Source organism: Variovorax pasteuri, assembly GCF_051216435.1.
GTDB lineage: Bacteria > Pseudomonadota > Gammaproteobacteria > Burkholderiales > Burkholderiaceae_C > Variovorax.
The window spans coordinates 35030-57966 of the sequence record NZ_JBPJZS010000007.1 but is presented as its reverse complement, the minus strand read 5'-3'; the positions used below and the strand labels follow the sequence as shown (position 1 = coordinate 57966).

At 70.1% G+C, this 22937-nt stretch carries 23 protein-coding genes and 1 pseudogene; 9 read left to right on the top strand and 15 right to left on the bottom strand.

Annotation, left to right across the window (positions count from 1 at the left end):
• Nucleotides 1–74: 74 nt before the first annotated feature.
• From ACSFBM_RS23415 to ACSFBM_RS23405, 3 genes are read right to left on the bottom strand one after another with little or no spacing between them, the layout of a single operon-like run.
• Nucleotides 75–806 carry a nucleotidyl transferase AbiEii/AbiGii toxin family protein gene (locus ACSFBM_RS23415; protein ID WP_435486516.1) on the bottom strand — a complete coding sequence of 244 codons (732 nt, stop codon included), beginning with the start codon at nucleotides 804–806 and terminating at the stop codon, nucleotides 75–77.
• A complete protein-coding gene (locus tag ACSFBM_RS23410) occupies nucleotides 799–1293 on the bottom strand; it encodes a helix-turn-helix domain-containing protein (RefSeq protein WP_435486515.1) in 495 nt (164 codons plus the stop codon). Before ACSFBM_RS23410 ends, ACSFBM_RS23415 begins: the two co-directional genes overlap by 8 nt.
• Before the next feature lie 53 nt (nucleotides 1294–1346).
• On the bottom strand, nucleotides 1347–2258 hold the full coding sequence (locus ACSFBM_RS23405) for a LysR substrate-binding domain-containing protein (protein ID WP_435486514.1): 912 nt from the start codon (nucleotides 2256–2258) through the stop codon (nucleotides 1347–1349).
• 184 nt (nucleotides 2259–2442) lie between these two features.
• Here ACSFBM_RS23405 and ACSFBM_RS23400 point away from each other — a divergent pair, with 184 nt between their 5' ends.
• Genes ACSFBM_RS23400 through ACSFBM_RS23390 form a run of 3 tightly spaced genes read left to right on the top strand, consistent with a single transcriptional unit; the run spans nucleotide 2443 to nucleotide 5328 of the window.
• On the top strand, nucleotides 2443–3642 hold the full coding sequence (locus tag ACSFBM_RS23400) for an acyl-CoA dehydrogenase (RefSeq protein WP_435445906.1): 1200 nt from the start codon (nucleotides 2443–2445) through the stop codon (nucleotides 3640–3642).
• An 8-nt stretch (nucleotides 3643–3650) separates the two neighbouring features.
• Nucleotides 3651–4889, top strand: coding sequence for a CaiB/BaiF CoA transferase family protein (locus tag ACSFBM_RS23395; protein WP_435486513.1), 1239 nt, complete (start codon nucleotides 3651–3653; stop codon nucleotides 4887–4889).
• Nucleotides 4890–4899: 10 nt separating this feature from the next.
• Nucleotides 4900–5328: a VOC family protein gene (locus ACSFBM_RS23390; RefSeq protein ID WP_435486512.1), complete on the top strand. Its 429-nt coding sequence runs from the start codon at nucleotides 4900–4902 to the stop codon at nucleotides 5326–5328.
• A 109-nt stretch (nucleotides 5329–5437) separates the two neighbouring features.
• Here the strand turns inward: ACSFBM_RS23390 and ACSFBM_RS23385 are convergent, their stop codons facing one another.
• Nucleotides 5438–5896, bottom strand: coding sequence for a CopD family protein (locus tag ACSFBM_RS23385; protein WP_435439926.1), 459 nt, complete (start codon nucleotides 5894–5896; stop codon nucleotides 5438–5440).
• A 46-nt stretch (nucleotides 5897–5942) separates the two neighbouring features.
• On the bottom strand, nucleotides 5943–6923 hold the full coding sequence (locus ACSFBM_RS23380; protein ID WP_435486511.1) for a LysR family transcriptional regulator: 981 nt from the start codon (nucleotides 6921–6923) through the stop codon (nucleotides 5943–5945).
• A gap of 130 nt (nucleotides 6924–7053) precedes the next feature.
• Between ACSFBM_RS23380 and ACSFBM_RS23375 the strand changes: the two genes are divergently transcribed.
• The 5 genes and pseudogenes from ACSFBM_RS23375 (at nucleotide 7054) to ACSFBM_RS23355 (ending at nucleotide 12502) form a co-directional block, all read left to right on the top strand.
• Nucleotides 7054–8406, top strand: a complete 1353-nt coding sequence (locus tag ACSFBM_RS23375) for a DUF3100 domain-containing protein (RefSeq protein WP_435486510.1) — start codon at nucleotides 7054–7056, stop codon at nucleotides 8404–8406.
• 28 nt (nucleotides 8407–8434) lie between these two features.
• Nucleotides 8435–9604, top strand: a complete 1170-nt coding sequence (locus tag ACSFBM_RS23370; protein WP_435486509.1) for a M20 aminoacylase family protein — start codon at nucleotides 8435–8437, stop codon at nucleotides 9602–9604.
• Between the two features lie 4 nt (nucleotides 9605–9608).
• Nucleotides 9609–10994: pseudogene (locus tag ACSFBM_RS23365) on the top strand (L-serine ammonia-lyase).
• A 56-nt stretch (nucleotides 10995–11050) separates the two neighbouring features.
• Entirely contained in the window at nucleotides 11051–11881 is an 831-nt protein-coding gene (locus ACSFBM_RS23360; RefSeq protein ID WP_435486508.1) for an isocitrate lyase/PEP mutase family protein, read from the top strand.
• 24 nt (nucleotides 11882–11905) lie between these two features.
• Nucleotides 11906–12502, top strand: coding sequence for a uracil-DNA glycosylase family protein (locus ACSFBM_RS23355; protein ID WP_435486507.1), 597 nt, complete (start codon nucleotides 11906–11908; stop codon nucleotides 12500–12502).
• Here the strand turns inward: ACSFBM_RS23355 and ACSFBM_RS23350 are convergent.
• The 7 genes from ACSFBM_RS23350 to ACSFBM_RS23320 form a co-directional block, all read right to left on the bottom strand.
• Nucleotides 12499–14178 (bottom strand): amidohydrolase, encoded by a 1680-nt coding sequence (locus ACSFBM_RS23350; protein WP_435486506.1) that lies wholly within the window; start codon nucleotides 14176–14178, stop codon nucleotides 12499–12501. The genes ACSFBM_RS23355 and ACSFBM_RS23350 overlap by 4 nt on opposite strands.
• A gap of 1 nt (nucleotide 14179) precedes the next feature.
• Nucleotides 14180–15172: a tripartite tricarboxylate transporter substrate binding protein gene (locus ACSFBM_RS23345; RefSeq protein ID WP_435486505.1), complete on the bottom strand. Its 993-nt coding sequence runs from the start codon at nucleotides 15170–15172 to the stop codon at nucleotides 14180–14182.
• Between the two features lie 57 nt (nucleotides 15173–15229).
• Complete coding sequence (locus tag ACSFBM_RS23340; RefSeq protein WP_435439935.1) at nucleotides 15230–15586, bottom strand: cupin domain-containing protein; 357 nt, start codon at nucleotides 15584–15586, stop codon at nucleotides 15230–15232.
• Nucleotides 15587–15610: 24 nt separating this feature from the next.
• The gene (locus ACSFBM_RS23335; RefSeq protein WP_435486504.1) at nucleotides 15611–16618 is read right to left on the bottom strand and encodes a quinone oxidoreductase family protein; all 1008 of its coding nucleotides are present in this window, start codon (nucleotides 16616–16618) and stop codon (nucleotides 15611–15613) included.
• Nucleotides 16615–17523 carry a beta-keto acid cleavage family enzyme gene (locus ACSFBM_RS23330; protein ID WP_435486503.1) on the bottom strand — a complete coding sequence of 303 codons (909 nt, stop codon included), beginning with the start codon at nucleotides 17521–17523 and terminating at the stop codon, nucleotides 16615–16617. The genes ACSFBM_RS23335 and ACSFBM_RS23330 overlap by 4 nt, the downstream gene beginning before the upstream one ends.
• On the bottom strand, nucleotides 17520–18284 hold the full coding sequence (locus ACSFBM_RS23325; protein ID WP_435486502.1) for an SDR family NAD(P)-dependent oxidoreductase: 765 nt from the start codon (nucleotides 18282–18284) through the stop codon (nucleotides 17520–17522). The genes ACSFBM_RS23330 and ACSFBM_RS23325 overlap by 4 nt, the downstream gene beginning before the upstream one ends.
• A gap of 136 nt (nucleotides 18285–18420) precedes the next feature.
• A complete protein-coding gene (locus ACSFBM_RS23320) occupies nucleotides 18421–19287 on the bottom strand; it encodes a dioxygenase family protein (RefSeq protein WP_435486501.1) in 867 nt (288 codons plus the stop codon).
• 130 nt (nucleotides 19288–19417) lie between these two features.
• On the opposite strand from ACSFBM_RS23320, the gene ACSFBM_RS23315 reads away from it, so the two are divergent.
• A complete protein-coding gene (locus ACSFBM_RS23315; protein ID WP_435486500.1) occupies nucleotides 19418–20473 on the top strand; it encodes a LacI family DNA-binding transcriptional regulator in 1056 nt (351 codons plus the stop codon).
• A 24-nt stretch (nucleotides 20474–20497) separates the two neighbouring features.
• On the opposite strand, the gene ACSFBM_RS23310 is transcribed toward ACSFBM_RS23315, so the two are convergent.
• From ACSFBM_RS23310 to ACSFBM_RS23300, 3 genes are read right to left on the bottom strand one after another with little or no spacing between them, the layout of a single operon-like run.
• Entirely contained in the window at nucleotides 20498–20896 is a 399-nt protein-coding gene (locus ACSFBM_RS23310; RefSeq protein ID WP_435486499.1) for a hypothetical protein, read from the bottom strand.
• A 16-nt stretch (nucleotides 20897–20912) separates the two neighbouring features.
• Nucleotides 20913–22589: a hypothetical protein gene (locus tag ACSFBM_RS23305; protein ID WP_435486498.1), complete on the bottom strand. Its 1677-nt coding sequence runs from the start codon at nucleotides 22587–22589 to the stop codon at nucleotides 20913–20915.
• A gap of 54 nt (nucleotides 22590–22643) precedes the next feature.
• Nucleotides 22644–22838 (bottom strand): YjiS-like domain-containing protein, encoded by a 195-nt coding sequence (locus ACSFBM_RS23300; RefSeq protein WP_435486497.1) that lies wholly within the window; start codon nucleotides 22836–22838, stop codon nucleotides 22644–22646.
• Nucleotides 22839–22937: the final 99 nt, after the last annotated feature.

Here is a 22937-nt window from a genome sequence, read left to right as displayed (position 1 = left end):
GGCCAGTGTCCGGGCGGCGGGCGGGCGATGCTGGCCGTTTTCGGACGCGATGCCAGCGGCGAGCGGGCGTTCGTTCAAGGGCGGTCGCTGTGCGTCCCGCGGGATGCCCTTGGAAGCAAGGCCTTGATATGTTTGCGCAGCAGTGCCGGAGGGACCGAAGGCGCCATCTGCAGCATGTCCATGCACCTTTCCATGCGGCCGGGCCGCTGCAGCAAGGCATCGGCCGCTCTTGCAAGGTCGGTGTCGATGCTGTCGCCGTAGGCCAGCCGGGCCTTGTCTGTTGCGTGCTGGCGCAGCGTTTTGCCGGGCCGCATCATGGCCAGGTCGATCAGGTCCCGGCTGAACACGCTGTCGTCGGCCCAGCGGTCGGAATTGGCGAGCAGCTTGCTTGCTGCCATGTCCAGGGGCGTGAGCGTGGCGATGCCGCAGATGCGGTCGGCGGCACCCGGCGCTTCGAGCGCGATGCGTGCCTCGAGCACGATTTCGAACTTGAGCTCCGTGCCGTCCACGCGAACGAGGGTTCGGATTCCGTATTGGTCGGCGCGTACTTCGCGTGCCTGCTGCAACTGGCCGCCATCGCGGGCGAGTGCGCGCAGGCCTTCGCTGCCGGTGACAAGCTGCCGCAGGCAGCGATAGCCCGCCACGTCCGACACGAGAAAGTCGATGTCCACCGATTCGCGGTACTCGCCATGCCGAAGCGCGATGGCAGTGCCCCCGCCGAACAGGCAATGGTTGTCTGCCAGCAGGTCGGCATTCAGCGCGGCGAGCACCTCGGCCACGCGGCGATGGTGTGCGCGTTCAAACATCCAGGGGCTTGCGACCGAGCGTGCGGGCCAGCTCGGCGAGCAACTGGCGTTCCTTGTCTTCGAGTGCCGATGGATCGGCGTGGCGCCAGTTGCGTTCGTAGGTGCCCCAGGCTTCTTCGGGGGTGAGCTCTGCGTCCGCCGGCAGTTGCCAGGCGAGACGGCGCAATTGCGGGAAATCGGCGACCCGCACGGTTGTCTTCGGCGCGCGCGCGGAAGCAGGCGTTGCAATTTCCCTGGCGCGGCCTTCGAACGGCGCAACCACCTCGACATCCAGCCCCAATGCCGCCAGCGCGTTCATGTAGGCCCCCATCGTGACGGACGGCTCCCCGCGTTCGATGCGATGCAGCGTCATGCGCGACATGCCCGCCGCCTCGGCGGTCGTGACGGCGCTGACCTTGAGTGCCTTTCGCCGAGCGTGAATGTGCCGACCGAAGGCTTCAAGGCGTTGGCCGGCTCCTTGGGAGGTGGTGGGCGCAGTGGATGGCATATACGTATCACATAATAGACATAAAGATAAAAATGTCTAGATCGAGTGACTTTTCAGTTTGCCCGACCTTGCCGCGCCTGCACTAGCAGCCAGTCGCTGAAGAACTTCAGCAAGGGCCGCTGGTCGGCGCGCTCTGGCGTGACCAGGTAGTAGTTGCGCTCGCCCGACAACGGCCGCGCGCACGCCACCACCAGGTCGCCGCGTGCCAGTTCGTCGGCCACCAGCATCGTCGGCATCAGCGCCACGCCCAGCCCGTGCGACGCGGCTGCCGCGAGGATGGAGAACAGCTCGTAGCGCGGCCCGCCGCGCGCGTTGGGCGCGTCGATCTGCTGCGCGTCGAACCACTGGCGCCAGCCGTCAGGCCGCGTGCTCTGCTGCAGCAGCGGCATCTTCGCGACGGCGGCCGGCGCCACGGCCTTGCCGCGGGGCAGCAGCGAGGGGCTGCACACCGGCACCACGTCCTCGTGCATCAGCAGCAGCGCATGCGTGCCGGCCCAGTTCTCCACCTGCGCGGGCGTGCCGGCATACAGCGCGGCGTCGAACTCGGCGTCGGCGAAGAGAAAGGGGCGGGTGCGCGTCTCGATGTGCACGACCACGTCGGGCTGCAGCGCCGCGAAGCCCTTCAGGCGCGGCATCAGCCAGCGGGTGGCGAAGGTGGGCACTGCCGCCAGCGACAGCGAGCCGCCTTCGCCCTGGTGCGCCATGGCGTCGAGCGCGTCGCGTTCCATCGCCTGCAGCCGCAGGGCCGTTTGCCGCGCGTAGGCCGCGCCGCTGGCGGTGAGCGCCACGCCGTGGCGCGTGCGGCGGAACAGCGCCACGCCCAGGAAGGCTTCGAGCGTGCCGATCTGCCGCGACACCGCGCTCTGCGTGAGGGCGAGCTCCTGCGCGGCGCGGGTGTAGCTCTCGTGGCGCGCGGCGGCGTCGAAGCACACCAGGGTCTGCAGGGGCGGGATCTTGCGTCGCATGTATGACTGGAATGTATGAATGGGAACGGTGGCTCGCCAATGAAGATGCCGCTCCAACATCTTGCAAGACATTCTACGAACGCATATCTGGGTGCGGAATCCTCGTTTGCCTCATGGGTCCTGCGTGGCTAGGATCGACCTATTCCCGTTTTTCTCTTCTTTCCCCTTTTCCGGAGACAGCCACATGGCCGCCAAAGCGCAATTCCACTGGGACGACCCCCTTCTTCTCGACCAGCAACTGACCGACGAAGAACGCATGATCCGCGACGCGGCCAATGCCTACTGCCAGGAGCGCCTGGCGCCCCGCGTCATCGAGGGCTTCCGCAGCGGTGAAACCGACCCGGCCATCTTTCGCGAAATGGGTGCACTCGGCCTGCTGGGCCCGACGATTCCCGAACAGTACGGCGGCCCCGGCCTCAACTACGTCGCCTACGGCCTGATCGCGCGCGAAGTCGAACGCGTCGACTCGGGCTACCGCTCGATGGCCAGCGTGCAGAGCTCGCTGGTGATGGTGCCCATCTTCGAATTCGGCACCGAAGGCCAGAAGCAGAAGTTCCTGCCCAAGCTCGCCACCGGCGAATGGATCGGCTGCTTCGGCCTGACCGAGCCCGACCACGGCTCCGACCCCGGCAGCATGGCCACGCGCGCCAAGAAGGTGCCGGGCGGCTACTCGCTCAGCGGCTCCAAGATGTGGATCAGCAACTCGCCCATCGCCGACGTGTTCGTGGTGTGGGCCAAGGAAGTCAGCGAAAGCGGCACGGTCGGCCCGATCCGCGGCTTCGTGCTCGAGAAGGGCATGAAGGGCCTGAGCGCCCCCGCCATCCACGGCAAGGTCGGCCTGCGCGCCAGCATCACCGGCGAGATCGTGATGGACGGCGTGTTCTGCCCCGAGGAAAACGCCTTCCCTGAAGTGCAAGGCCTGAAGGGCCCCTTCACCTGCCTGAACAGCGCGCGCTACGGCATCTCGTGGGGCGCCCTGGGTGCCGCCGAAGACTGCTGGCACCGCGCCCGCCAGTACACGCTGGACCGCAAGCAGTTCGGCCGCCCGCTCGCCGCCAACCAGCTCATCCAGAAGAAGCTGGCCGACATGCAGACCGAGATCACGCTGGGCCTGCAAGGCAGCCTGCGCCTGGGCCGCATGAAGGACGAAGGCACGGCCGCGGTGGAAATCACCTCGATCATGAAGCGCAACAACTGCGGCAAGTCGCTGGACATCGCCCGCATGGCGCGCGACATGATGGGCGGCAACGGCATCAGCGACGAGTTCGGCGTGGCACGCCACCTGGTGAACCTGGAAGTGGTCAACACCTACGAAGGCACGCACGACATCCACGCGCTCATCCTGGGCCGCGCCATCACCGGCATCGCGGCTTTCGCCAACTGATCGAAGGCATGAGCAACAAGCCCGCAGCACTCGACGGCATCAAGGTCCTGGATCTGTCCCGCGTGCTCGCGGGCCCGTGGTGCACGCAGATCCTGGCGGACCTGGGCGCCGACGTCGTCAAGATCGAGCGCCCCGGCGTCGGCGACGACACGCGCACCTGGGGCCCGCCCTTCATCAAGGACGCGAACGGCAACGACACCGACCAGGCCAGCTACTTCACCGCCTGCAACCGCAACAAGCGCTCGGTCACCATCGACATGGCCACGCCCGAGGGGCAGGCGCTGCTCAAGCAGATGGCGGCGCAGGCCGACATCGTGGTGGAGAACTTCAAGACCGGCGGCCTCGCGCAATACGGCCTCGACCAGCAAAGCCTGCGCGCGGCCAATCCGCGCCTCATCTACTGCAGCGTGACCGGTTTCGGCCACGACGGCCCCTACGCCGAGCGCGCGGGCTACGACCTGATGATCCAGGCCATGACCGGCATGATGAGCATCACCGGCCGTCCCGACGACGTGCCCGGTGGCGGCCCGCTGCGCGTGGGCGTGGCGCTGACCGACCTGTTCACCGGCGTGTACGCCAGCACCGCCATCCTGGCGGCGCTGCAGGTGCGCGACCGCACCGGCGAAGGCCAGCACATCGACATGGCGCTGCTCGACGTGGGCATGGCCATCCTCGCCAACCAGGCCAGCGCCTTCCTCAACACCGGCGAAGCGCCGCAGCGCCAGGGCAACACGCACCCGAGCCTGGCGCCCTACCAGGACTTTCCGACGCAGGACGGCGCGATGCTGCTGGCCGTGGGCAACAACGGCCAGTTCGCGCGCTTCTGCGAAGCGGCCGGCCACCCCGAATGGGCGGCCGACGCGCGCTTTGCGACCAACACGCTGCGCGTGAAGCACCGCGGGGTGCTGATTCCGATGATGGAAGAACTCACGCGCACCCGCACCACGGCCGCGTGGGTCACGCTGCTCGAGGACAAGGCCGTGCCCTGCGGCCCGATCAACGACATCGCGCAGGCCTTCGACGACGCGCAGGTGCAGGCGCGCGGCCTCAAGGTGACGCTGCCGCGCGATGCGGGCGACGGCATCACGAGCATCACCGGCGTAGCGAGCCCGCTGCGCCTGTCGGCCACGCCGCCCGTGCTGCGCCACGCGCCGCCGGCGCTGGGGCAGCACACGCAGGAGGTGCTGGCGGAAATGGGCATCGGCGCGGCCCGCTTCGACGCCCTGCGCTCCGCCGGCGTCGTCTGACGAAGCAGCCATGACAGACCCGATGCGCCCACCGTTCTCGGTGCTGCGCATCGACCATGTGGTGCTGCGCGTGAAGGACATGGAGCGCGCCGTCGCGTTCTACCGCGACGTGCTGGGCTGCGACGTCGAGAAGCGGCGCGACGACCTGGGGCTGGTGCACCTGCGCGCCGGTGCCAGCCTGATCGACCTCGTCACGCCCGACGGCCCGCTGGGCAAGCAGGGCGGGGCGCTGCCCGGCGCGGAAGGCCGCAACGTCGACCATCTCTGCCTGCGCATCGAGCCCTTCGATGAAGCGGGCATCCGCGCGCTCATGGCGCGGCACGGTGTCGCCCTGCACGGCGACGTGCAGAACAACTTCGGCGCCGAGGGCAACGGCCCGTCGATCTACCTTGGCGACCCCGACGGCAACACGGTCGAACTCAAGGGGCCCGCTGCCTAGGCCTGTTCGTACGCCAGGCTCATGCGCGGCAACATCGAGGTCGAGCGCAAGCCGGTGGACGGCGCGGTGCTGGGCGAGCGCTGAAGCCTCGCCGGGCGGGGCCTGACCCCTAACCCGCGCGCCCGACGATCGCCACCGCGAACACCACCACGCCCAGCACCAGGTTCATTCCCACCAGCTGGCGCACCGTGTTCAGCAGCGAAGCCGCCTTCGGCCACTCGCTGTCGGCCACCGCGCGCCGCAGCGCCTTGAACACCGAGGCGCGGATGTACACGTAGATCGCGGCCATCACGATGGCGAGGCTCATCATGGCCTGCACGCGCCAGTGCACGGAACGAAAGCCGCCGGTCGCCAGGATCATCACCACGCCGGTCACGAACAGCAGCGTGACCGACGCATCCACCCCCACGAAGAAGCGCCGCAGCGTCGCGGCCATCATGCGCAGGCGCAGCGGTGGCTCCAGCGTGGCGACGGCCGCGGGGCGCACCGCGAAATGCATGGTCGCCATGCCGCCGACCCAGAAGGCGGCGCACAGCAGGTGAATGAAAAGCGGGATGACATAGGACATGGGGTCCGATCAGAACACCGATGGGCCGCATCGCGCAACGTGGCCGTCATGCGGCCACGCCGCGCCGGCGCGTGGCTGGCCGCACGGCCGGGCGCTTCTCGGGCCCCGGCGGGGTCTCGGCATAGCGGCGCATGTCCGCCACGATGCACCGCAGCAGCTCCGCCGCGGCCGGCGACAGCATGCGTCCGTGCCGCGACACGATGTGGGAGCGGCCCTGCGACAGCAACGGGTTCTTCATCGGCAGCTCGACCACTTCGGGGTGGGTGGCGTTGGGCGTGAGCGAGATGCGCGTGCCCAGCGCGTACCCCAGCCCCGCCGACACGAAATGCCCCAGCGCGCTGAACGAGGTGGTGGTCAGCACCGAGGGCAGCCGCACGCCCTCGCTGACCTCGGCCGCCTCGATGTGCTGGCGCACGCCGAAGTTGCGGTGCAGCGTGGCGCCGGGGTAGGGCACCAGGTCGGCCAGCTTCAGCGGCCGGCCCAGCCGTGCGAGCGGGTGCGAAGCCAGCACCAGCGCCTGGATCGGCTGCGGGTGCGACTGATGCGACGTGAGCCGATCGTCCTTGGGCGGCTGGAACAGCATGCCGATGTGGGCGCGCTCCTCGACCACGCGCTGCACGATCTCGTCGGTGCTGGCCACGTCCAGGTCGATGGTGATCTTCGGGTGCGTGGTCATGAAGTCGCGCAGGCTGTGGCGCATGAGCCAGTCGACGTAGCCCTCGCCAGCCACCACGTCGATGTGGCCGCGCTCGATCTTGCGGATGCTGTCCATCTGCGCCATGAGGTGCTGCTTCTGGCTGTTCTGCCGGCGCACGTAGCCGGCCAGCATCTGCCCCGCGTCGGTGGGCGCCACGCCGCGGCCGTGGCGCTCCAGCAGCGGCACGCCGCATTCCTGCTCGAGCAGGCCGATGGCGCGGCTCACGGCCGAGGGGTCCATGTCGAGCACGTCGGCGGCGCCGCGCACCGAGCCGCTGTCGAGCACCTGCATGAAGTAGCGCACGCGGCGCGTGTCGAGCTTGTCGTCCATGGCCCGGTCTCCTGAAGTTCGTGGCGAGTGTTGCATTTGGTGCATCGAATATCCCGATTTACTGTCATTGATGCAAGAGGCCCGCAGGCAGAAACTCGCCCGGATTGCCACAGACCGAGCCCCCCGCGCCATGAACCCTGCCGCCTCCGCCCACCCGGCCCTCGCCGCCGCCGCGCCCTCCGCCGGCGCCTCCGGAAAACTCAAGCTCGCGCTCGTCACGCTGGCCATCGTGGCCGCGGCCGAGCTCATCGGCCCGGCGCAGTTCAGCGTCGGCCCCGGCAAGGTGGCGCTGCTGCCGATGCTGTGGGCGCTGCTGATCGCGGCCGTGTGGGGCATCGCGCACCGCCGCATGCCGGGCGTGGTGCGCGTGGCGACCGCCGAGCAGTCGTTCGCCGGCGGCCTGCTCAACGCGGGTTTGCTGCTCTTCATCGTGAAGCTGGGGCTGACCGTGGGCGCCGCGCTGCCGCAGATCAAGCAGGCCGGCTGGGCGCTGCTGTTCCAGGAGTTCGGCCATGCGCTGGGCACCCTGGCGCTCGGCCTGCCGCTGGCGCTGCTGCTGGGCATCAAGCGCGAGGCGGTGGGCGCCACCTTCTCGGTGGGCCGCGAGGGCAACCTCGTGATCATCGGAGAGAAGTACGGCATGGCCTCGCCCGAAGGCCGCGGCGTGCTGGCCGAGTACATCACCGGCACGGTGCTGGGCGCGCTCTTCATCGCGGTGCTGGCGGGCTTCATCGCGAGCCTGCACATCTTCGACCCGCGCTCGCTGGCCATGGGCGCCGGCGTGGGCTCGGGCAGCCTGATGGCCGCTGCGTTGGGCGCCATTGCCGCGCAGAACCCGCCCGAGATGCTGCCGCAGCTCACCGCGATCGCCGCCGCGTCGAACCTGCTGACCACGGTGGCGGGTTTCTACTTCACGCTGTTCCTGTCGTTGCCGCTGTGTTCGTGGCTGTACGGCAAGCTGGAGCCGGTGCTGGGCCGCATGTCCAAGCGCGGCGCGCAGGACGCTGCGGGCACGGGTGCGATGTCGCAGGTGAGCGTGGCGCACGGCGGCGCGCTGCCGTTCCGCGACACGCTCATCGCCTGGGCCGTGGTGGGCGGCGGCGTGCTCATCGGCAATTCGCTGACCTACAAGGTGCCGGTGCTGGTGTCGCTCGAAGGCGTGGCCGCGGTGGTGCTGATTGCGCTGGTGGTCGAGGGCATCAAGCGCCTCGCGCCGCGCCTGCCGATGGTGCTGGTGCTGTCGGTGGTGGCCACCGTGGTGGGCATTCCGGGGCTGTTCCCGTTCTCCGACGCGCTGATCGGCATCACGTCCAAGCTCAACTTCCTGGCCTTCACCACGCCGGTGCTGGCGCTGGCCGGCTTCTCGGTGGCGAAAGACCTGCCGGTGTTCCGCCAACTGGGCTGGCGCATCGTGGTGGTGTCGCTCACCGCCACCGCTGGCACCTTCCTCGGTGCGACCCTGATCGCCGAATTCTTCCACTGACCCCACAACGCCAAGAGAGACCCACGCCATGTACCGCGACCCCGAAATTGCCGAAGACACCCGTGCCCGCATGCTCAGCTGGCGCCGCGACATCCACGCCAACCCCGAGACCGCTTTCGAGGAACACCGCACTGCCAACGTCGTCGCCAATGCGCTGATGCTGATGGGCCTGCCGGTGCACCGCGGCCTGGCCGGCACCGGCGTGGTCGGCACGCTGAAGAACGGCGAGGGCCCGAGCATCGCGTTGCGCGCCGACCTCGACGCGCTCAACATGCAGGAGCTGGGCACGCAGGCGCATGCGTCCAAGTGCGTCGGCAAGATGCACGCCTGCGGGCACGACGGCCACACCGCCATGCTGCTGGGCGCGGCCGAGCACCTGTCGCGCCACAAGCCCTTCAAGGGCACGGTGCACTTCTTGTTCCAGCCCGCCGAGGAGAACGAAGGCGGCGGCCGCGTCATGGTGGAAGAGGGCCTGTTCGACCAGTTCCCGGCCGACGCCGTGTACGGCATGCACAACTTCCCGGGCCTGGCGCGCGGCAAGTTCGCCATCCGCAAGGGCACCATGACGGCCTTTCTCGACACCTTCGAGATCGTCGTCACCGGCAAGGGCAGCCATGGCGCCATGCCCGAGACCGGCATCGACTCGGTGGTGGTCTCGGCCCAGCTCATCAACGCGCTGCAGACCATCGTGAGCCGCCGCACCGGCGCCACCGACTCGGCCGTGGTGAGCGTCACGCAGATCCACGGCGGCGACACCTGGAACGTGATTCCCGAGACGGTGGTGCTGCGCGGCACCGTGCGCACGCTGGACGCGGCCATCCAGGACAAGACCCAGGCCGCGATGCAGCAGATCTGCGACGGCGTGGCCGCCACGCACGGCGCCCGCGTGGCGCTGGACTACCGCCGCGGCTACCCCGGCGTGGTCAACACGCCCGCCGAGACCGACGCGGCCATTGCCGCGGCCGCCAGCCTGGTCGAGCGCGCGCAGGTGCACACCGACATTCCGCCGGCCATGGGCTCGGAAGACTTCGCCTTCATGCTGCAGAAGCGCCCGGGCGCCTACATCGGCATCGGCGCGGGCGAGGGCCCGAACGACCCGAACGTGCACAACCCGTACTACGACTTCAACGACAACATCCTGCCGCTGGGCGCGGCGTACTGGGTGGCGCTGGTCAAGCAGCAGTTGCCGCTTGCCTGACGCGCTGATGCTGTCCGCCTTCGACATCTTCAAGATCGGCATCGGCCCGTCGAGCTCGCACACCGTGGGTCCGATGCGCGCGGCGCTGATGTTCGCGCAGTCTCTCGAAAGCCGCGGCGTGCTCGCGCAGGTGGCGCGCCTGCAGGTGGACCTGTTCGGCTCGCTCGGCGCCACGGGCCATGGCCACGCCACCGACCAGGGCGTGATCCTGGGCCTGCTCGGCGAGGCGCCCGACACGGTGCGGCCCGAGAGCGTGCAGCCGCGGCTCGACGCGCTGCGCCGCACCGGGTAGCTCAGCCTGCTCGGCACCACGCCGATGGCCTTCGACCGCGTGCGCGACATCGCGTTTCGCGGCGAAGAATCGTTGCCCGAGCATCCCAACGCGATGCGCTTCACGGCCTTCGCGGCCGAGGGCCGCACGCTGGCCGAGGGCACGTACTTCTCGGTCGGCGGCGGCTTCGTCGTCGAGGGCGGGCAGGCCGTGGCCGCGACGGTGGCCGCGGCCGCCGCCGTGCCGCATCCCTTCACCACCGGCGACGAACTCATGGCGCAATGCGAGGCCACCGGCCTCTCGGTGGCCGCATTGGTCATGCGCAACGAATGCGTATGGCGCCCCGAAGCGGATGTGCGCGGCGGCCTGCTGCGCATCTGGCAGGTGATGCAGCAGTGCGTGCAGCGCGGCTTCGGCATCGACAACCCATTGGCCGCGCAAGCGCTGCCCGGCCCGTTGCGCATGCGCCGCCGCGCACCGGAGCTGAACCGCGAACTGCTGGCGCAGGCCGGCGCGGCCGACCCGCTGGCGGTGATGGACTGGGTCAATGCCTTCGCCATGGCGGTGAACGAGGAGAACGCGGCGGGCGGGCGCGTCGTCACCGCGCCCACCAACGGCGCGGCGGGCGTGGTGCCCGCGGTGATGCATTACTACCAGCGCTTCGTGCCGCAAGCGAGCGACGAAGGCATCGTCGACTTCCTGCTCACCGCCGCGGCCATCGGCATGCTCTACAAGACCAACGCCTCCATCTCGGGCGCCGAGGTCGGCTGCCAGGGCGAGGTGGGCGTGGCCTGCTCGATGGCGGCCGGCGCGCTGGCCGCGGTGCTGGGCGCCACGCCGGCGCAGGTCGAGAACGCGGCCGAGATCGGCATGGAGCACAACCTCGGCCTCACCTGCGACCCGGTCGGCGGCATGGTGCAGATCCCGTGCGTGGAGCGCAACGCGATGGGCGCGGTGAAGGCCATCAACGCGGCGCGCCTGGCGCTGCGCGGCGACGGCAGCCACTACGTGTCGCTCGACGCCGTGATCCGCACCATGAAGCAGACCGGCGAGGACATGAAGTCGACCTACAAGGAAACCTCGCTCGGCGGCCTCGCGGTGAACGTGGTGGAGTGCTGAGCGGGCTGCGCGCAGAATGCGGGCTCCTTGCCACGCACGCAGAAAGCCGAGGCTCCATGACACGCTCCGTCGCCGAAAAGCGCGCCGACTTCCGCGCCCTCCACGAAAAAGGCTGCTTCGTCATTCCGAACCCCTGGGACACGGGCAGCGCGCGCTACCTGGAAGGCCTGGGCTTCAAGGCGCTGGCCACCACCAGCTCCGGCTTCGCGTGGTCGCGCGGCCACGCCGACGGCGCAATGTCGCGCGACGCCATCCTGGCCCACCTGCGCGAGCTGGTGGCGGCCACCGACCTGCCGGTGAACGCCGACTTCGAGAACGGCTTCGCCGCCGACGCGCAGGGCGTTGCCGAAAGCGTGCGCCTGGCCATCGAGACCGGCGTGGCGGGCCTGTCTATCGAGGACTCGACCGGCAATGCGGCCGACCCGCTCTTTCCCATTGACGTGGCGGTCGAGCGCATGCGCGCCGCGCGCAAGGCCGTCGACGCATCGGGCGCCGACGTGCTGCTGATCGGCCGCGCCGAGAACTTCTTCGCCGGACGGCCCGACCTGGACGACGCCATCGCGCGGCTCAAGGCGTATGCGGACGCGGGCGCCGACTGCCTCTATGCGCCCGGCATCAAGACCCGCGAGCAGATCGCGGCGGTGGTCGCGGCCGTGGCGCCCAAGCCGGTCAACCTGCTGGTCGGCGGCGCCAGCGAGCTGAGCATGGTGGACATCTCCGAACTCGGTGTGCGCCGCGTCAGCGTGGGCGGCGGCATGGCGCGCGCTGCCTGGGGCGGCTTCATGCGCGCCGCGCGCACGCTCGCCGACGAAGGCCGCTTCGACGGCTTCGCGGACGCCGCGACGGGCAGCGAACTCGACGCCTTCTTCCGCCCGTTTGCCGGATAGCCGGGCCGCCGGAAAAGCCTTGCCGTGGAGCTTCTTCTTGCCGAGATCCGCAATTGCACCGTCTGTGCGGCGCACCTGCCGCTGGGCCCGCGGCCCGTGGTGCAGGCCAGCGCCAGCGCCCGCCTGCTGATCGTCGGCCAGGCGCCCAGCATGACCGTGCACCAGACGGGCGTGCCGTGGGACGACAAGAGCGGCGACCAGCTGCGCCGCTGGCTCGGCGTGGAGCGCGACACCTTCTACGACGCCGCGCGCATCGCGCTCGTGCCAATGGGCTACTGCTACCCGGGCCGCGGCACCAGCGGTGACCTGCCGCCGCGCAAGGAGTGCGCCCCGCTGTGGCAAGACCGCCTGCTGGCGCAGATGCCGCACATCGAGCTGACGCTGCTCGTGGGCCAGTACGCGCAGCGGCACCTGCTGGGCAGCAGGGCGCGCGGCGGCGTCACCGACACGGTGCAGGCCTTCGCGGACTACGCGCCGCGCTTCATTCCGCTGCCGCATCCGTCGCCGCGCAACACGGGGTGGTTCAAGCACCATCCGTGGTTCGAGAGCGAGGTGCTGCCGGTGCTGCGCGAGCGGGTGCGGCGCGCGCTCGCCACCGACCGCATCGAGGCCTGCAGTTAGGGCGCCGAGGCGACGGACGTGGTCGCCGCGGCGAAGGGCTGCGCCGCATACACCACGCGCCCGCCCACCACCGTCATGAGCGAGGTCGTCTTGCCGATGCGCTCCACCGGCACGCTGAAGAAGTCCTGGTCGAGCACCGCGAAGTCTGCGAGCTTGCCGACCTCCAGGGTGCCGCGCTTGCCCTCGTCGAAGCTGAACCACGCGCTGCCCGCCGTGTACAGCCGCAGCGCCTGTTCGCGCGAGGGCGTTTCGTCGGGGCCGCGCATGGCCTTGCCGCTCACGGTCTTGCCGTCGAGCATCCACTGCAATGCGACGAAGGGGTTGTACGACGCCACGCGGTGTGCATCGGTGCCTGCGCCCACGTTCACGCCGGCGCGCAGCGCGGTGGCGATGGGCGGCATGCGCCGCGCCGCGTCGCCGCGCACGCTCAGCATGCGGTCGCCCTGGAAGTACATCGCGTCCTGCATGGTCCAGCCGATGCCCAGCGCCTTCATGCGCGCGAGCGTCTCGGGGGAGGCATCGTCCAGGTGGGCAATGGACCAGCGCAGGCCGTTGATCGGCACTTCGGCATTCAGCTTCTCGTACAGCCCGAGCAGGTGGTCGACCGAGCCGTTCTCCTGCCAGTGGATGGTGACGGCGAGCTTGCGCATCGCCGCCCACTTGATGAGCTCGTAGAACTTCGCCTTCACCGCCTCGTCGGGGAAATTGTTGTTGTACATCGCGAGCGTCACGCGTTCGCCCAGGCCGTTGAACTTGAGCATGTCGTCGCCGAAGCCCATCGGCAGCATCTGCGTGAGCTCGCGAAACTCCTGCAGTTCCGCGCCGGGCTTCTGCGCGAACACGCTGTAGGCCACGCGCAGCGTCAGCGCCTTCTCGCGCCACAGCGCGAACAGCGCCGCGTACTGCGAAGGCGCGATGCTGAAGCCGCCCGGGTCCACCAGCCCGGTGATGCCCAGGCGGTTCAACTCGGTGAAGAAGGCGCGCGTGCCGGCCAGGTTGTCGTCGTAGGTGGGCTTGGGCAGCTTGTCGAACAGGGCCGAGATGCCGACGATGTCGCCGGTCATCCAGCCCGGTGCGCCGTCGGGCGAGGGCTTCATGCCGGCGGGCAGCGTGCCCGCCGGCACGGCCAGCGCCTCGAGCGCCTTGGGCGTCATGACCACCGCTTCATAGAAGAGCTGCACGTACACCGGGTTGTTCGGCGCGGCCTCCTGCAGCTCCGCGAGCGTGGGGCGGCGGCGTTCGGCGAACTGCTGCTCGGTCCAGCCGCCCGCCACGATCAGCCAGCCGCCGGGGCGCGCGTTGGCTGCGGCGGCGCGGATGCGTGCCATGGCTTCGGCGATGGTGCCGGCGCCGATCCAGTTGACCTCGGTCGAATAGCTCAGCGCGGCGCGCACCGCATGCATGTGCGAGTCGATGAGGCCGGGGATGACGGTGCGCCCGCCCGCGTCGACCGTGCGGGTCATGGGGCCGGCGAGCGTGCGCATCTGCGTCGTGTTGCCGACGGCCACGATGTGTCCGTCGCGCACGGCCAGCGCCTGCGCGTTGCTGGCGGCGGCATCGAGCGTGGCGATCTTCGCGTTCGTGACGATGAGGTCCGCCGGTTGCGCTTGCGCGGCGACGGGCAGCAGCAGGCTGGCGGCGAGAGCCACCGCCGTGATGAGTGTGCGTGGTGCCATGTCAGTCGACCTTGATGCTGGCGGCCTTGACCACCTGTTGCGCCTTGCCGGTCTCGTCCACGATGAACTTGTTGAACTGCGCCGACGGCATCGTGAAGGGCTCGGCACCCAGCTTCTCCAACCGCTCCTTCAGCTCCGGCGACACCATGATCTTCGCCACCTCGGCCTGCAGCCGGTCGATCACCGGCTGCGGTGTTTTCGCGGGTGCGAACAGGCCGACCCAGAACAGGTACTCCGAGCCCGGCACGCCGGCCTCCACGGTGGTCGGCGCGTTGGGCAGCGCCGACGAGCGCTTGCCCGTGCCCACGGCGAGTGCCTGCAGCTTGCCGCTCTGGATCAGCGGCAGGGCCGACACCATCGGCGCGAAGAACCAGTCGACCCGCCCGGCCATCACCTCGGTCATGGCCTCGGGCGTGCCGCGAAAGGGCACATGCTGCGCATCGATGCCGGCCGCGAGGCGGAACACCTCGGCGTTCATGTGCGTGGCCGAGCCGTTGCCCGCGGAGCCGTAGTTGAAGCTGCCGGGCTTGGCCTTGACCTTCGCCACCAGGTCCTTCACGTCGGCGAAGTGCGCGGGCGCGGTGACCAGCACGTTGGGCAGGCTGGCCATCGGCGTGATGCCCGCAAAGTCCTTGATCGTGTCGTACGACAGGCCCTTGTAGATCCACGGGTTCACCAGGTGGCCGGCCGAGTGCACCAGCAGCGTGTAGCCGTCGGCCGGCGCCTTGGCCGTGATGGCCGCGCCCAGCGTGCCGCCGGCGCCGGGCTTGTTGTCGACGATGACGCTGGTGCCCAGCGCGGGCCCCAGCTTCTCGACCACGAGGCGCGCGACGATGTCGGTGCCGCTGCCCGCCGTGAAGGGCACCACCAGCTTGATGGGCTGCGTGCCCGGCCACGCGCTCTGCGCGTGGGCACCGGTGAGTGCGCAGGCTGCCGCGAATGCGGCGGCCATCGCCAGCGCGTGCCGGCGGCCCTGTTGGAATGTCTTCTTCATGCGTCTTGTCTCCGTTGATTTGATTCGATGAGCGATGAATGACTGAAAGAGAGAGCGCTAAGGCGGCGGCGCGTGGGGCATCACCAGCGCGACCAGCACCGGCCGGTTGCTGCGGTTTTCCAGCTGGCGCTTTTCACCGGGCGCGAAGCGGCAGCTGTCGTAGGGCCCGAGCACTTCTTCCTGGTGTGCGCCGTCGATCTCGCCCACCACGTGCAGCTGGCCTTCGAGCACGAGGTAGAGCTTTTCCATCGGCGAGCCGTCCAGGCCGGTGTGGCCGCCGGGCAATATCTGGCTCATGCCCATCCACATCTGCGTGGACGGGCCGGCTTCCTTGCCCTGCAGGCGCAGGCAGCGCATGTCGAAGTGGTTGGGCGCCTCGTAGTGCGGCGCCTCGCTGAAACGGGTCACGTGCATGGGATGTGCTCCAGGAGGGCTTCTTCAGGGCCGCAGCACCACGCGGTCGGTGCTGCCGGAGAGCACCAGCCGGTAGGCGTCCATCGCTTCGTCGAGCGTGAAGCTGCGCGCCACGGGAAAGGGCTTCAGCGTGCCGCGCTCGAAGCCTTCGCGCATGGCGTCGAGCTGCGCGGTGCTGGCCACGCAGTCCATGGCCAGCGAGTCGATGCCCACGAAGGTGTGCATGCCGCGGTAGAACGCGAAGATGTCGAAGGGCACCGCGCGTTCGTGCGTGGCGATGAAGATCTGCGTCGCGCCCTTGGCCATGGCCTTGTTGGCGGCCTCGAAGTAGGCGCTGCCCACGGTGTTGTAGACGATGTGCGCGCCGCGCCCGTCGGTGAGCTCGCGCACCCGTGCGGCCACGTCGGTATGGTGGCGGGCATCGATCAGGTCCACCGGTCCGTTCGCAAAACCCGCATAGGGCCCGGCATGGCGCTGCACCGCGATCACGCGCGCACCGGCCTGCGATGCCAGCTGCACCGCCGCCTGCCCGACCTTGCCGTTGGCACCCAGCACCAGCACGGTCTGCCCGGCCTGCGGCATGCCGCTGCGGCGAAAGCCTTCGTACGCGGTGACGAAGGGCACGCCCACCGCGCCGGCTTCGTCCATCGAGATGCCCTGGGGCTTGGCGCGCAGCGCCTGTTCGGGCAGCACGAGGTAGCGTGCATGCGAGCCGTCGCGCGTGATGCCGACGTCGCCGCCCGAGCCGTAGACCTCGCGGCCGATCCATTCGGCGGGGCCGCTCACCACGGTGCCCGCAAAGTCGCGCCCCGGGGTGCGCGGCCACACGGCCTGCGGCATGATGCCCAGCGTCGCTTTCACGTCGCTCGGGTTCACGGCCGCGGCGGCGATGCGCACCACGGCGTGACCCGGGGGCGGGGTGGGTTCGGCCTGCGGTGCGGCGTGCAGTTGCAGCGCGTCGAGGTTGGCCGCCTTCTCGTTCACGCGCAGCGCGCGGGCCGAATGGGGGGAGTGCATGGCTGCGACGCTCATCGTGCGGCTCCTTGCACGGCGCGGGTGTCCGCCAGCCCCAGCATGGCGCGCGCCTCGCGCGGGTTGGCAACTTCACCGCCCAGGCTCAGGAGGATGTCTCGCGCCTTCGCCACGAGTTGGGCATTACTCTCGGCGAGCACGCCCTTTTCGAGGTAGATGTTGTCTTCCATGCCCACGCGCACATGGCCGCCCATCAGCCAGGCCTGCGCGACGATGGGGAACTCCATGCGGCCGATGCCGAAGGCGCTCCAGAAGGCGCCGCGCGGCAGCATGTTGCGTGCGTACAGCAGCGTCTCGGGCGTGGGCGCAAAGCCGTACTTCACACCGAGCACGAAGGTCCACATGGCCGGGCCGTCGAGTGTGCCGTCGGCGATCAGGTCGAGCGCGAGGTTGATGTCGCCCGAATCGAAGATCTCCAGCTCGGGCTTCACGCCCGCCTCGCGCATGACCTTCGCCATGCGGCGCACGTTCCTCGGCGTGTTGATGACCACGTCGGGCCCGGAGTTCATGGTGTTCAGGTCGAGCGAGCACACGTCGGGCCTGATGAGCGCGATGTGTTCCACGCGCTTTTCCGGCAGCAGCAGCGTGGTGCCGGGTGCCGCGACCTTCGGGTCGTCCTCGCTTGGAACGAAACGCCCGCCCGGGCCGGTCGTGAGGTTGACGATCAGCTCGCGGTTGCCGCGGCGGATGCGCTCCACCACCTCGCGGTACAGCTCGACCTCCATCGAAGGCTTGCCGGTTTCGGGGTGGCGCACATGAATGTGCACCTGGCTCGCGCCGGCTTCGGCCGCGGCCAGGCATTCGTCGGCGATCTGCACCGGCGTGATCGGCAGGTGCGGCGTCTGCTCCGGCTTCACGAGGTTGCCCGTGACGGCGCAGGTGATGAGCGTCTTGGCGGTGCTCACAGGTGGCGCCCTCCGTCGACCACGATGCGCGTGCCGGTCACGAAGCGCAGCGTGGTGGCCAGCGCCTCGACCGTGGCGGCCACGTCGTCGGGCTTGCCGATGCGACCCAGCGGGGTGGTGCTGGCCATCTTGCCGGCGAACTCCGCGCCGCGCCCGGGCACGAAGCCCGACTCCACCGCGCCCGGCGACACCGACACCACGCGCACCGCCGGCGCCAGCGCCTTGGCGAGCGCGTCGCCCACCACGTCGAGCCCCGCCTTGGCCGCGACGTACGCCAGGTTGCTGCCCACGCCGGTGAAGCCCGCGATGGACGAGATGTTGACCACCAGCGCGTCGCCGCTGGCCTTCAGCATCGGCGCGAAGGCGCGGATGGTGGCGAACACGCCGCGGAAGTTGGCGCGCACGATGTCGTCGATGAGTTCGTCGGTCAGCGCGTCGAGGTCGGCGGCCGGCACGGGCTGCGTGTGGCCCGCGCTGTTGACGAGGATGTCGCAGCGCCCGTGCGTGGCTTGCACTTCGGCGGCGGCGGCGGCAAGGCTTGCCGAATCGACGATGTCGGCGCGGATTGCCGCATGGCGCTGGTTGGTGGCCGAGGGCAGGGCGGCGGCGCGCGCGGCGGCATCGTCGCCCTTGCGGTGCAGCAGCACGCAGGTGGCGCCGAGCGCGGCCAGCCGCGTGGCCGTGGCGTAGCCGATGGCGCCGAGGCCGCCGGTGATGACGGCGACCTTGCCGTCGAGTCGGGATACAGGATCGAAGCTCATGGATGTGAGAAGAGTGGGTTGATCGGGGTGATGCCTTTTCGCGGAACACCGCGGAGCCGGCTTTGCGGGGCCGCAGGTGTTGCCCCCTCGAAGGGGGTTGGCGAAGCGACGCGAAGTGCGCGAAGCCTGGGGGTGGTCAAGGTATGGGAGGCCGGGGGAACTTCATTTCTCCCGGTTCGAGTTCGAAGTCGTGGTGCATCGATGCGGTCTTGCCGTCGGGCGCCAGCGCGAAGCGCCCGATCAGCCGGCGCGTCACGCCGAAGGTCGGGTCGCTCTCGAGGTTCTCGTCGTCGTCGGCGAACACCTGCGTGATCAGCACCTTGTGCCCCGGCTTGCTCACCATGAAGTGCAGGTGCGCGGGCCGGTTCGGGTGGCGCAGCTGCGCGCGCAGCAGCACGCCGCACGGCCCGTCGGTCGGCACCGGGTAGCCGGCCGGGCGCACGCTGCGGAAATGAAAGCGGCCCTCGGCGTCGGTGCTGAAGCGCCCGCGCAGGTTCATGTCTTCCTGCGCGGGGTCCTGGTTCTCGTACAGGCCCACGGGCGAGGCCTGCCACACGTCGACCGTGGCCTCGGCCACCGGCCGGCCCGCGGCGTCGCGCACCGTGCCCGTCACCTCCAGCGGAATGCCCGGCGTGCCCGAGCGCGCGATGTTGTCGCCCAGCGCGCAGGCCGGTGCGTTCGCGCGCCAGAACGGCCCGAGCAGCGCGGCCGGCGACTCGCCGTGCGGGTCCTGGTTGTTCTGCAGCGCCACCACGGTCGACACGCCCAGGATGTCCGCCGCCAGCACCACCTCGTTCTTGGTCTCGCCCGTGGCGTGGCCGATGGCGACGATGAATTCGAGCGCCTGCTCGAACTCCTCCTCGGTGAGCTTCACCTCCTGCACGAAGGCATGCAGGTGGCGCGTGAGTGCGTCCATCACGGTGCGCAGCCGCGGGTCGGGCGTGCGTTTCATGGCGTCGAGGGTGAAGCCCAGCACCGAGTCGGGGGAGGTGGCGATGTTCATGGCAGGTCTTTGCAATCGTTTGCACGATGTTAGCCCAAATCGCCAAAAAGTAAAATACAGGGATTCCGCAAGCCATGAGTGATGGAAAGGCGGTCGAAGCCACCCGTTCGCACGACAATCGTTTGCACCAATGAGCACCCCACCGCCCGCCTCGCCTTCGTCTTCCCCTGTCACCATCCGCGACGTCGCCCGCGCCGCCGGCGTGCACGTGTCGACCGTCTCGCGCGCGCTCAGCCCCGGGAAGCGTTCATTGATCAGCGACGAGGTGCTGCGCGTGGTCGAGGAGGCCGCCCAGCGCCTGGGCTACCGGCCCAACCGCGCGGCCTCCGCGTTGCGCACGGGCCGCACCCACACCATCGGCGTGCTGGTGCCCGACATCACCAACGCGGTGTTCCCGCCCATCCTGCAGGGCATCGAGGCCAGCGCGGCGGCGCGCGGCTACTTCGTGTTCGTCGCCAACGTGGTGGATCCGGCGCTCGCCCGGCCGGTGCTCGAACGCATGCTGGCGCAGCGCGTGGACGGCGTGGTCATGGCCACCGCCACGCGCGACGACCCGCTGGTCGACTTCGTCACCCGGGCCGGCATGACGGCCGTGCTGGTCAACCGCGCCGACGAAACCGGGCGGCTGCCCGCCGTGGTCAGCGACGACCGCCTGGCGATGAAGCTCGCGGTCGATCACCTCGTGGGCCTGGGCCACAAGCGCATCGCGCACCTGGCCGGCCCGCAGAACATTCCCACCGGCGTGGGCCGCAGGCTGGGCGTGGAGCAGGCCTTGCGAGACCACCGCCTGAAGCCATTCCGCGTGGTCGAGTGCGCCAGCTACAGCCGCGAGGCCGGCGCCGCCGCGATGCGCCAGATGCTGGACGCCGGCGCCGCGCCGCAGGCGGTGGTGTGCTGCAACGACCTGGTGGCGCTGGGCGCCTACGACGCGCTGCGCGCGGCGGGGCTGCGCGTGCCGCAGGACATCTCGGTCACCGGCCACAACGACATGCCGCTGGTCGACATGGTCGACCCGCCGCTCACCACCATCCGCCTGCCGCACCGCGAACTGGGCTGGCGCGCCGCGGAGATGCTGTTCGAGGAGATCGACGGGCGCTCGATGTCGGCCTCGACCGTGGTGCTGCGGCCCGAGTTGGTGGTGCGCAAGTCGACCGGCGCGCCGGGTGCGCCGGCGGGGGCGCGCTGAACGGCGCCACGCGGCGGCATCCGCTCACCACCAGCGCGCGATGTCGTCGCTCAGGCCCGCCAGCAGCAGCGCCACGGCGACCAGCGCGACGATGAGCTTGTTGCGCCGCGACAGCCCCTCCTTCGGCGCGAAGGCTTCGGCGCGGCCGCTGAAATGCACGCCGCAGTGGGGACAGCGCAGCGCGTAGCCGAACACGGGCTGCTTGCAACGCACGCAGGGCACTTCGCCCGGGCCCATGCCCGGCTGCGCCGGGGCGTCGGTGGCGGTGTTGGCGTCGGCGTCTCGCGATGCCTGCGCCGCGGCGCGTTCCTGCTGCAGCTTCTTCAGCCGCGCGCGGCGTTCGCGGTGCGCGGCCAGGTCGATGGGCTCGCCGGAGCCGTTGCGGCTGTCATGGCCGTCGTGGCCGTTCGGGTCGTGGGGCATGTGATGAACCAGGTCTCTAGCGCGCGCGGGGCGCGGTCTTCTTTCGTGCGGCCGGCCGGCGCGGCGGTTTCGCTTCGAGCACCAGCTCGGCCGGCAGCGTGTCGTTCCACGATTCGGTGAAGTAGGCGCGGTCGCTGGCCACCAGCGCAGGCAGGGCTTCGCGCAACAGCACCAGCGACGCTTCGGCCGCCTTCAGGTCGCCCGCATGCGCCGCGTACCAGGCGTGCTCGAACAGCAGGCTGCAGTGCTGCAGGCCCGGGTAGCGGCGCCGGCCGGCCTGGTGGTCGGCCAGCCGTGCCTGCGCCACCTGCACCCAGCGCGCGGGCCAGTTCGTCGCGTCGAAGGCATCGGCCAGCGGGCCCGCGAGCCTGGAGACAGCCGCCGGGTCCAGCGGCTTCTGCGCGCGAAACTGCGCGAGCGTGGGCTGCCCGCCGGATTCATCGGGCTTGCAGTGGCCGCGCGCGATGCGCATCAGGTAGATCGCGTTCCATGCCGAGCGGCCCTGGCCGTCGGTGTGGCCGCAGAGCCATTCGCTGAAGGCGATCCATTGCACCGCGCGGCGCGTGGTGTCGGCCTTGCCGTCGTGCGCCAGCGCCGGCAGGTCGGACAGGCCCACGCGGTCGAACAGCCATGCGGCCATGCCCATGTTGGCGGCCACGTGCTGGGCCGCGTCGAAGGAGTGCGACTCGAACGCCGCCGCCAGCGCCTCGCCGAAGCGGCGCAGCGACTCTTCGGCCAGCGCTGCCGCCGCCGGCTTGTCGTCCGCGGCCATCCCCAGCGCGCGCGAGCGGCACACCAGCGCCCACAGGTTGCACCACTCGAAGCGCACGTCGGGGTGGTGCCGCAGCACCAGCCCGCGTGCCGCGTCCTCGGCCATGCCGGCCAGCAGCGACTGCGCCAGCGGCAGGTCGCGCGCGGTGTAGGCGCACCACGCCGAGACGATGCACTCCATCGCGCCGAGGTAGTCGTTGCCCGCCACGTGGTGCGCGAGCCGCTGCTTCTTGAGCGCCTGCAGCCGGCGCCGCGCCTGCTCGTTGTCGCCGAGCCGGCGCCACAGCATGGCCTCGTTCAGCGTGACCAGCGCGCGCTGGAAGTCGCTGGCGGCCAGGGTGCCCGCGAGGCGGATCGATTCGAGGGCGCTGCCCTGGTTGCCGCCGCCCGCCACCGGCGCCATCAGCCTGCCTTGCCTGGCGGCCTGCTGCGAGGCGACCAGCTGCTTCCAGAACGCCGCGTCCTGCAGGTGCACGGCATCTGGCGGCGGCGCGCCGGCGGCCGGGGCCTTGCGCGAACGAAGCCCGAGGAACGAGGCCACCTCGGCGGGCGTGGCCGCGCGGCCTTCGACCAGCACGCGCAGCCGCCTGGCTTCACCGGCGGGCAGCCAGAACGGGCCCTGGCTGCGCCGCTCGGCGTTCAGGAACCGCGGCTCGCGCTGCGTGTCCTCGCCCCAGCCGACCTCGAGCTGCCAGGCCTTGAAGTCGCGAAACGCCCGGCTCACCACCATGCGCAGCGTGCTGGCGTCGGACACCTCGCCGCGCAGGTCGGCCAGCCGCACCACACCGGCGGCGGTGTGGTGCGCGTGCTGCATGCGCACCAGCAGCCAGAGCGACTGAAAGGCCGCGCGCCGGCCGTTGACCGACTGCGGCGAAGTGAGTTCGATGGAAAGAACGGCGGGGTTGGAAGCAGGCTTGGGCACGCCCTGAATTGAACCTCAAAACGGGCGCGATGCCCGAACGAGCCAGCGCGCTGCTCAGTACCGGTGGCGGTCCAGCAACCCGGGCACCTCGCTGCGCCCGATGCCCAGGTCGCGCAGCTCGTGCTCGCTCATGCCGCGCAGGTGCCGCCAGTCGGCGCGCGCACGGCGGCGGTTCACCACGCGGCGGCGCCAGCCCCGCAGGGCATGCATCAGGCGTTGATGAAAAGACGGTGGCTTCGGCGCGGTCACGATGGGCTCCTCGGTTGGGAACGCTCATCTTCTTGCGCCGGCTGCTATTGTGGAAGTTGAGAATACTGACACTAACAATCAGGCTTCCTGATACTCAAC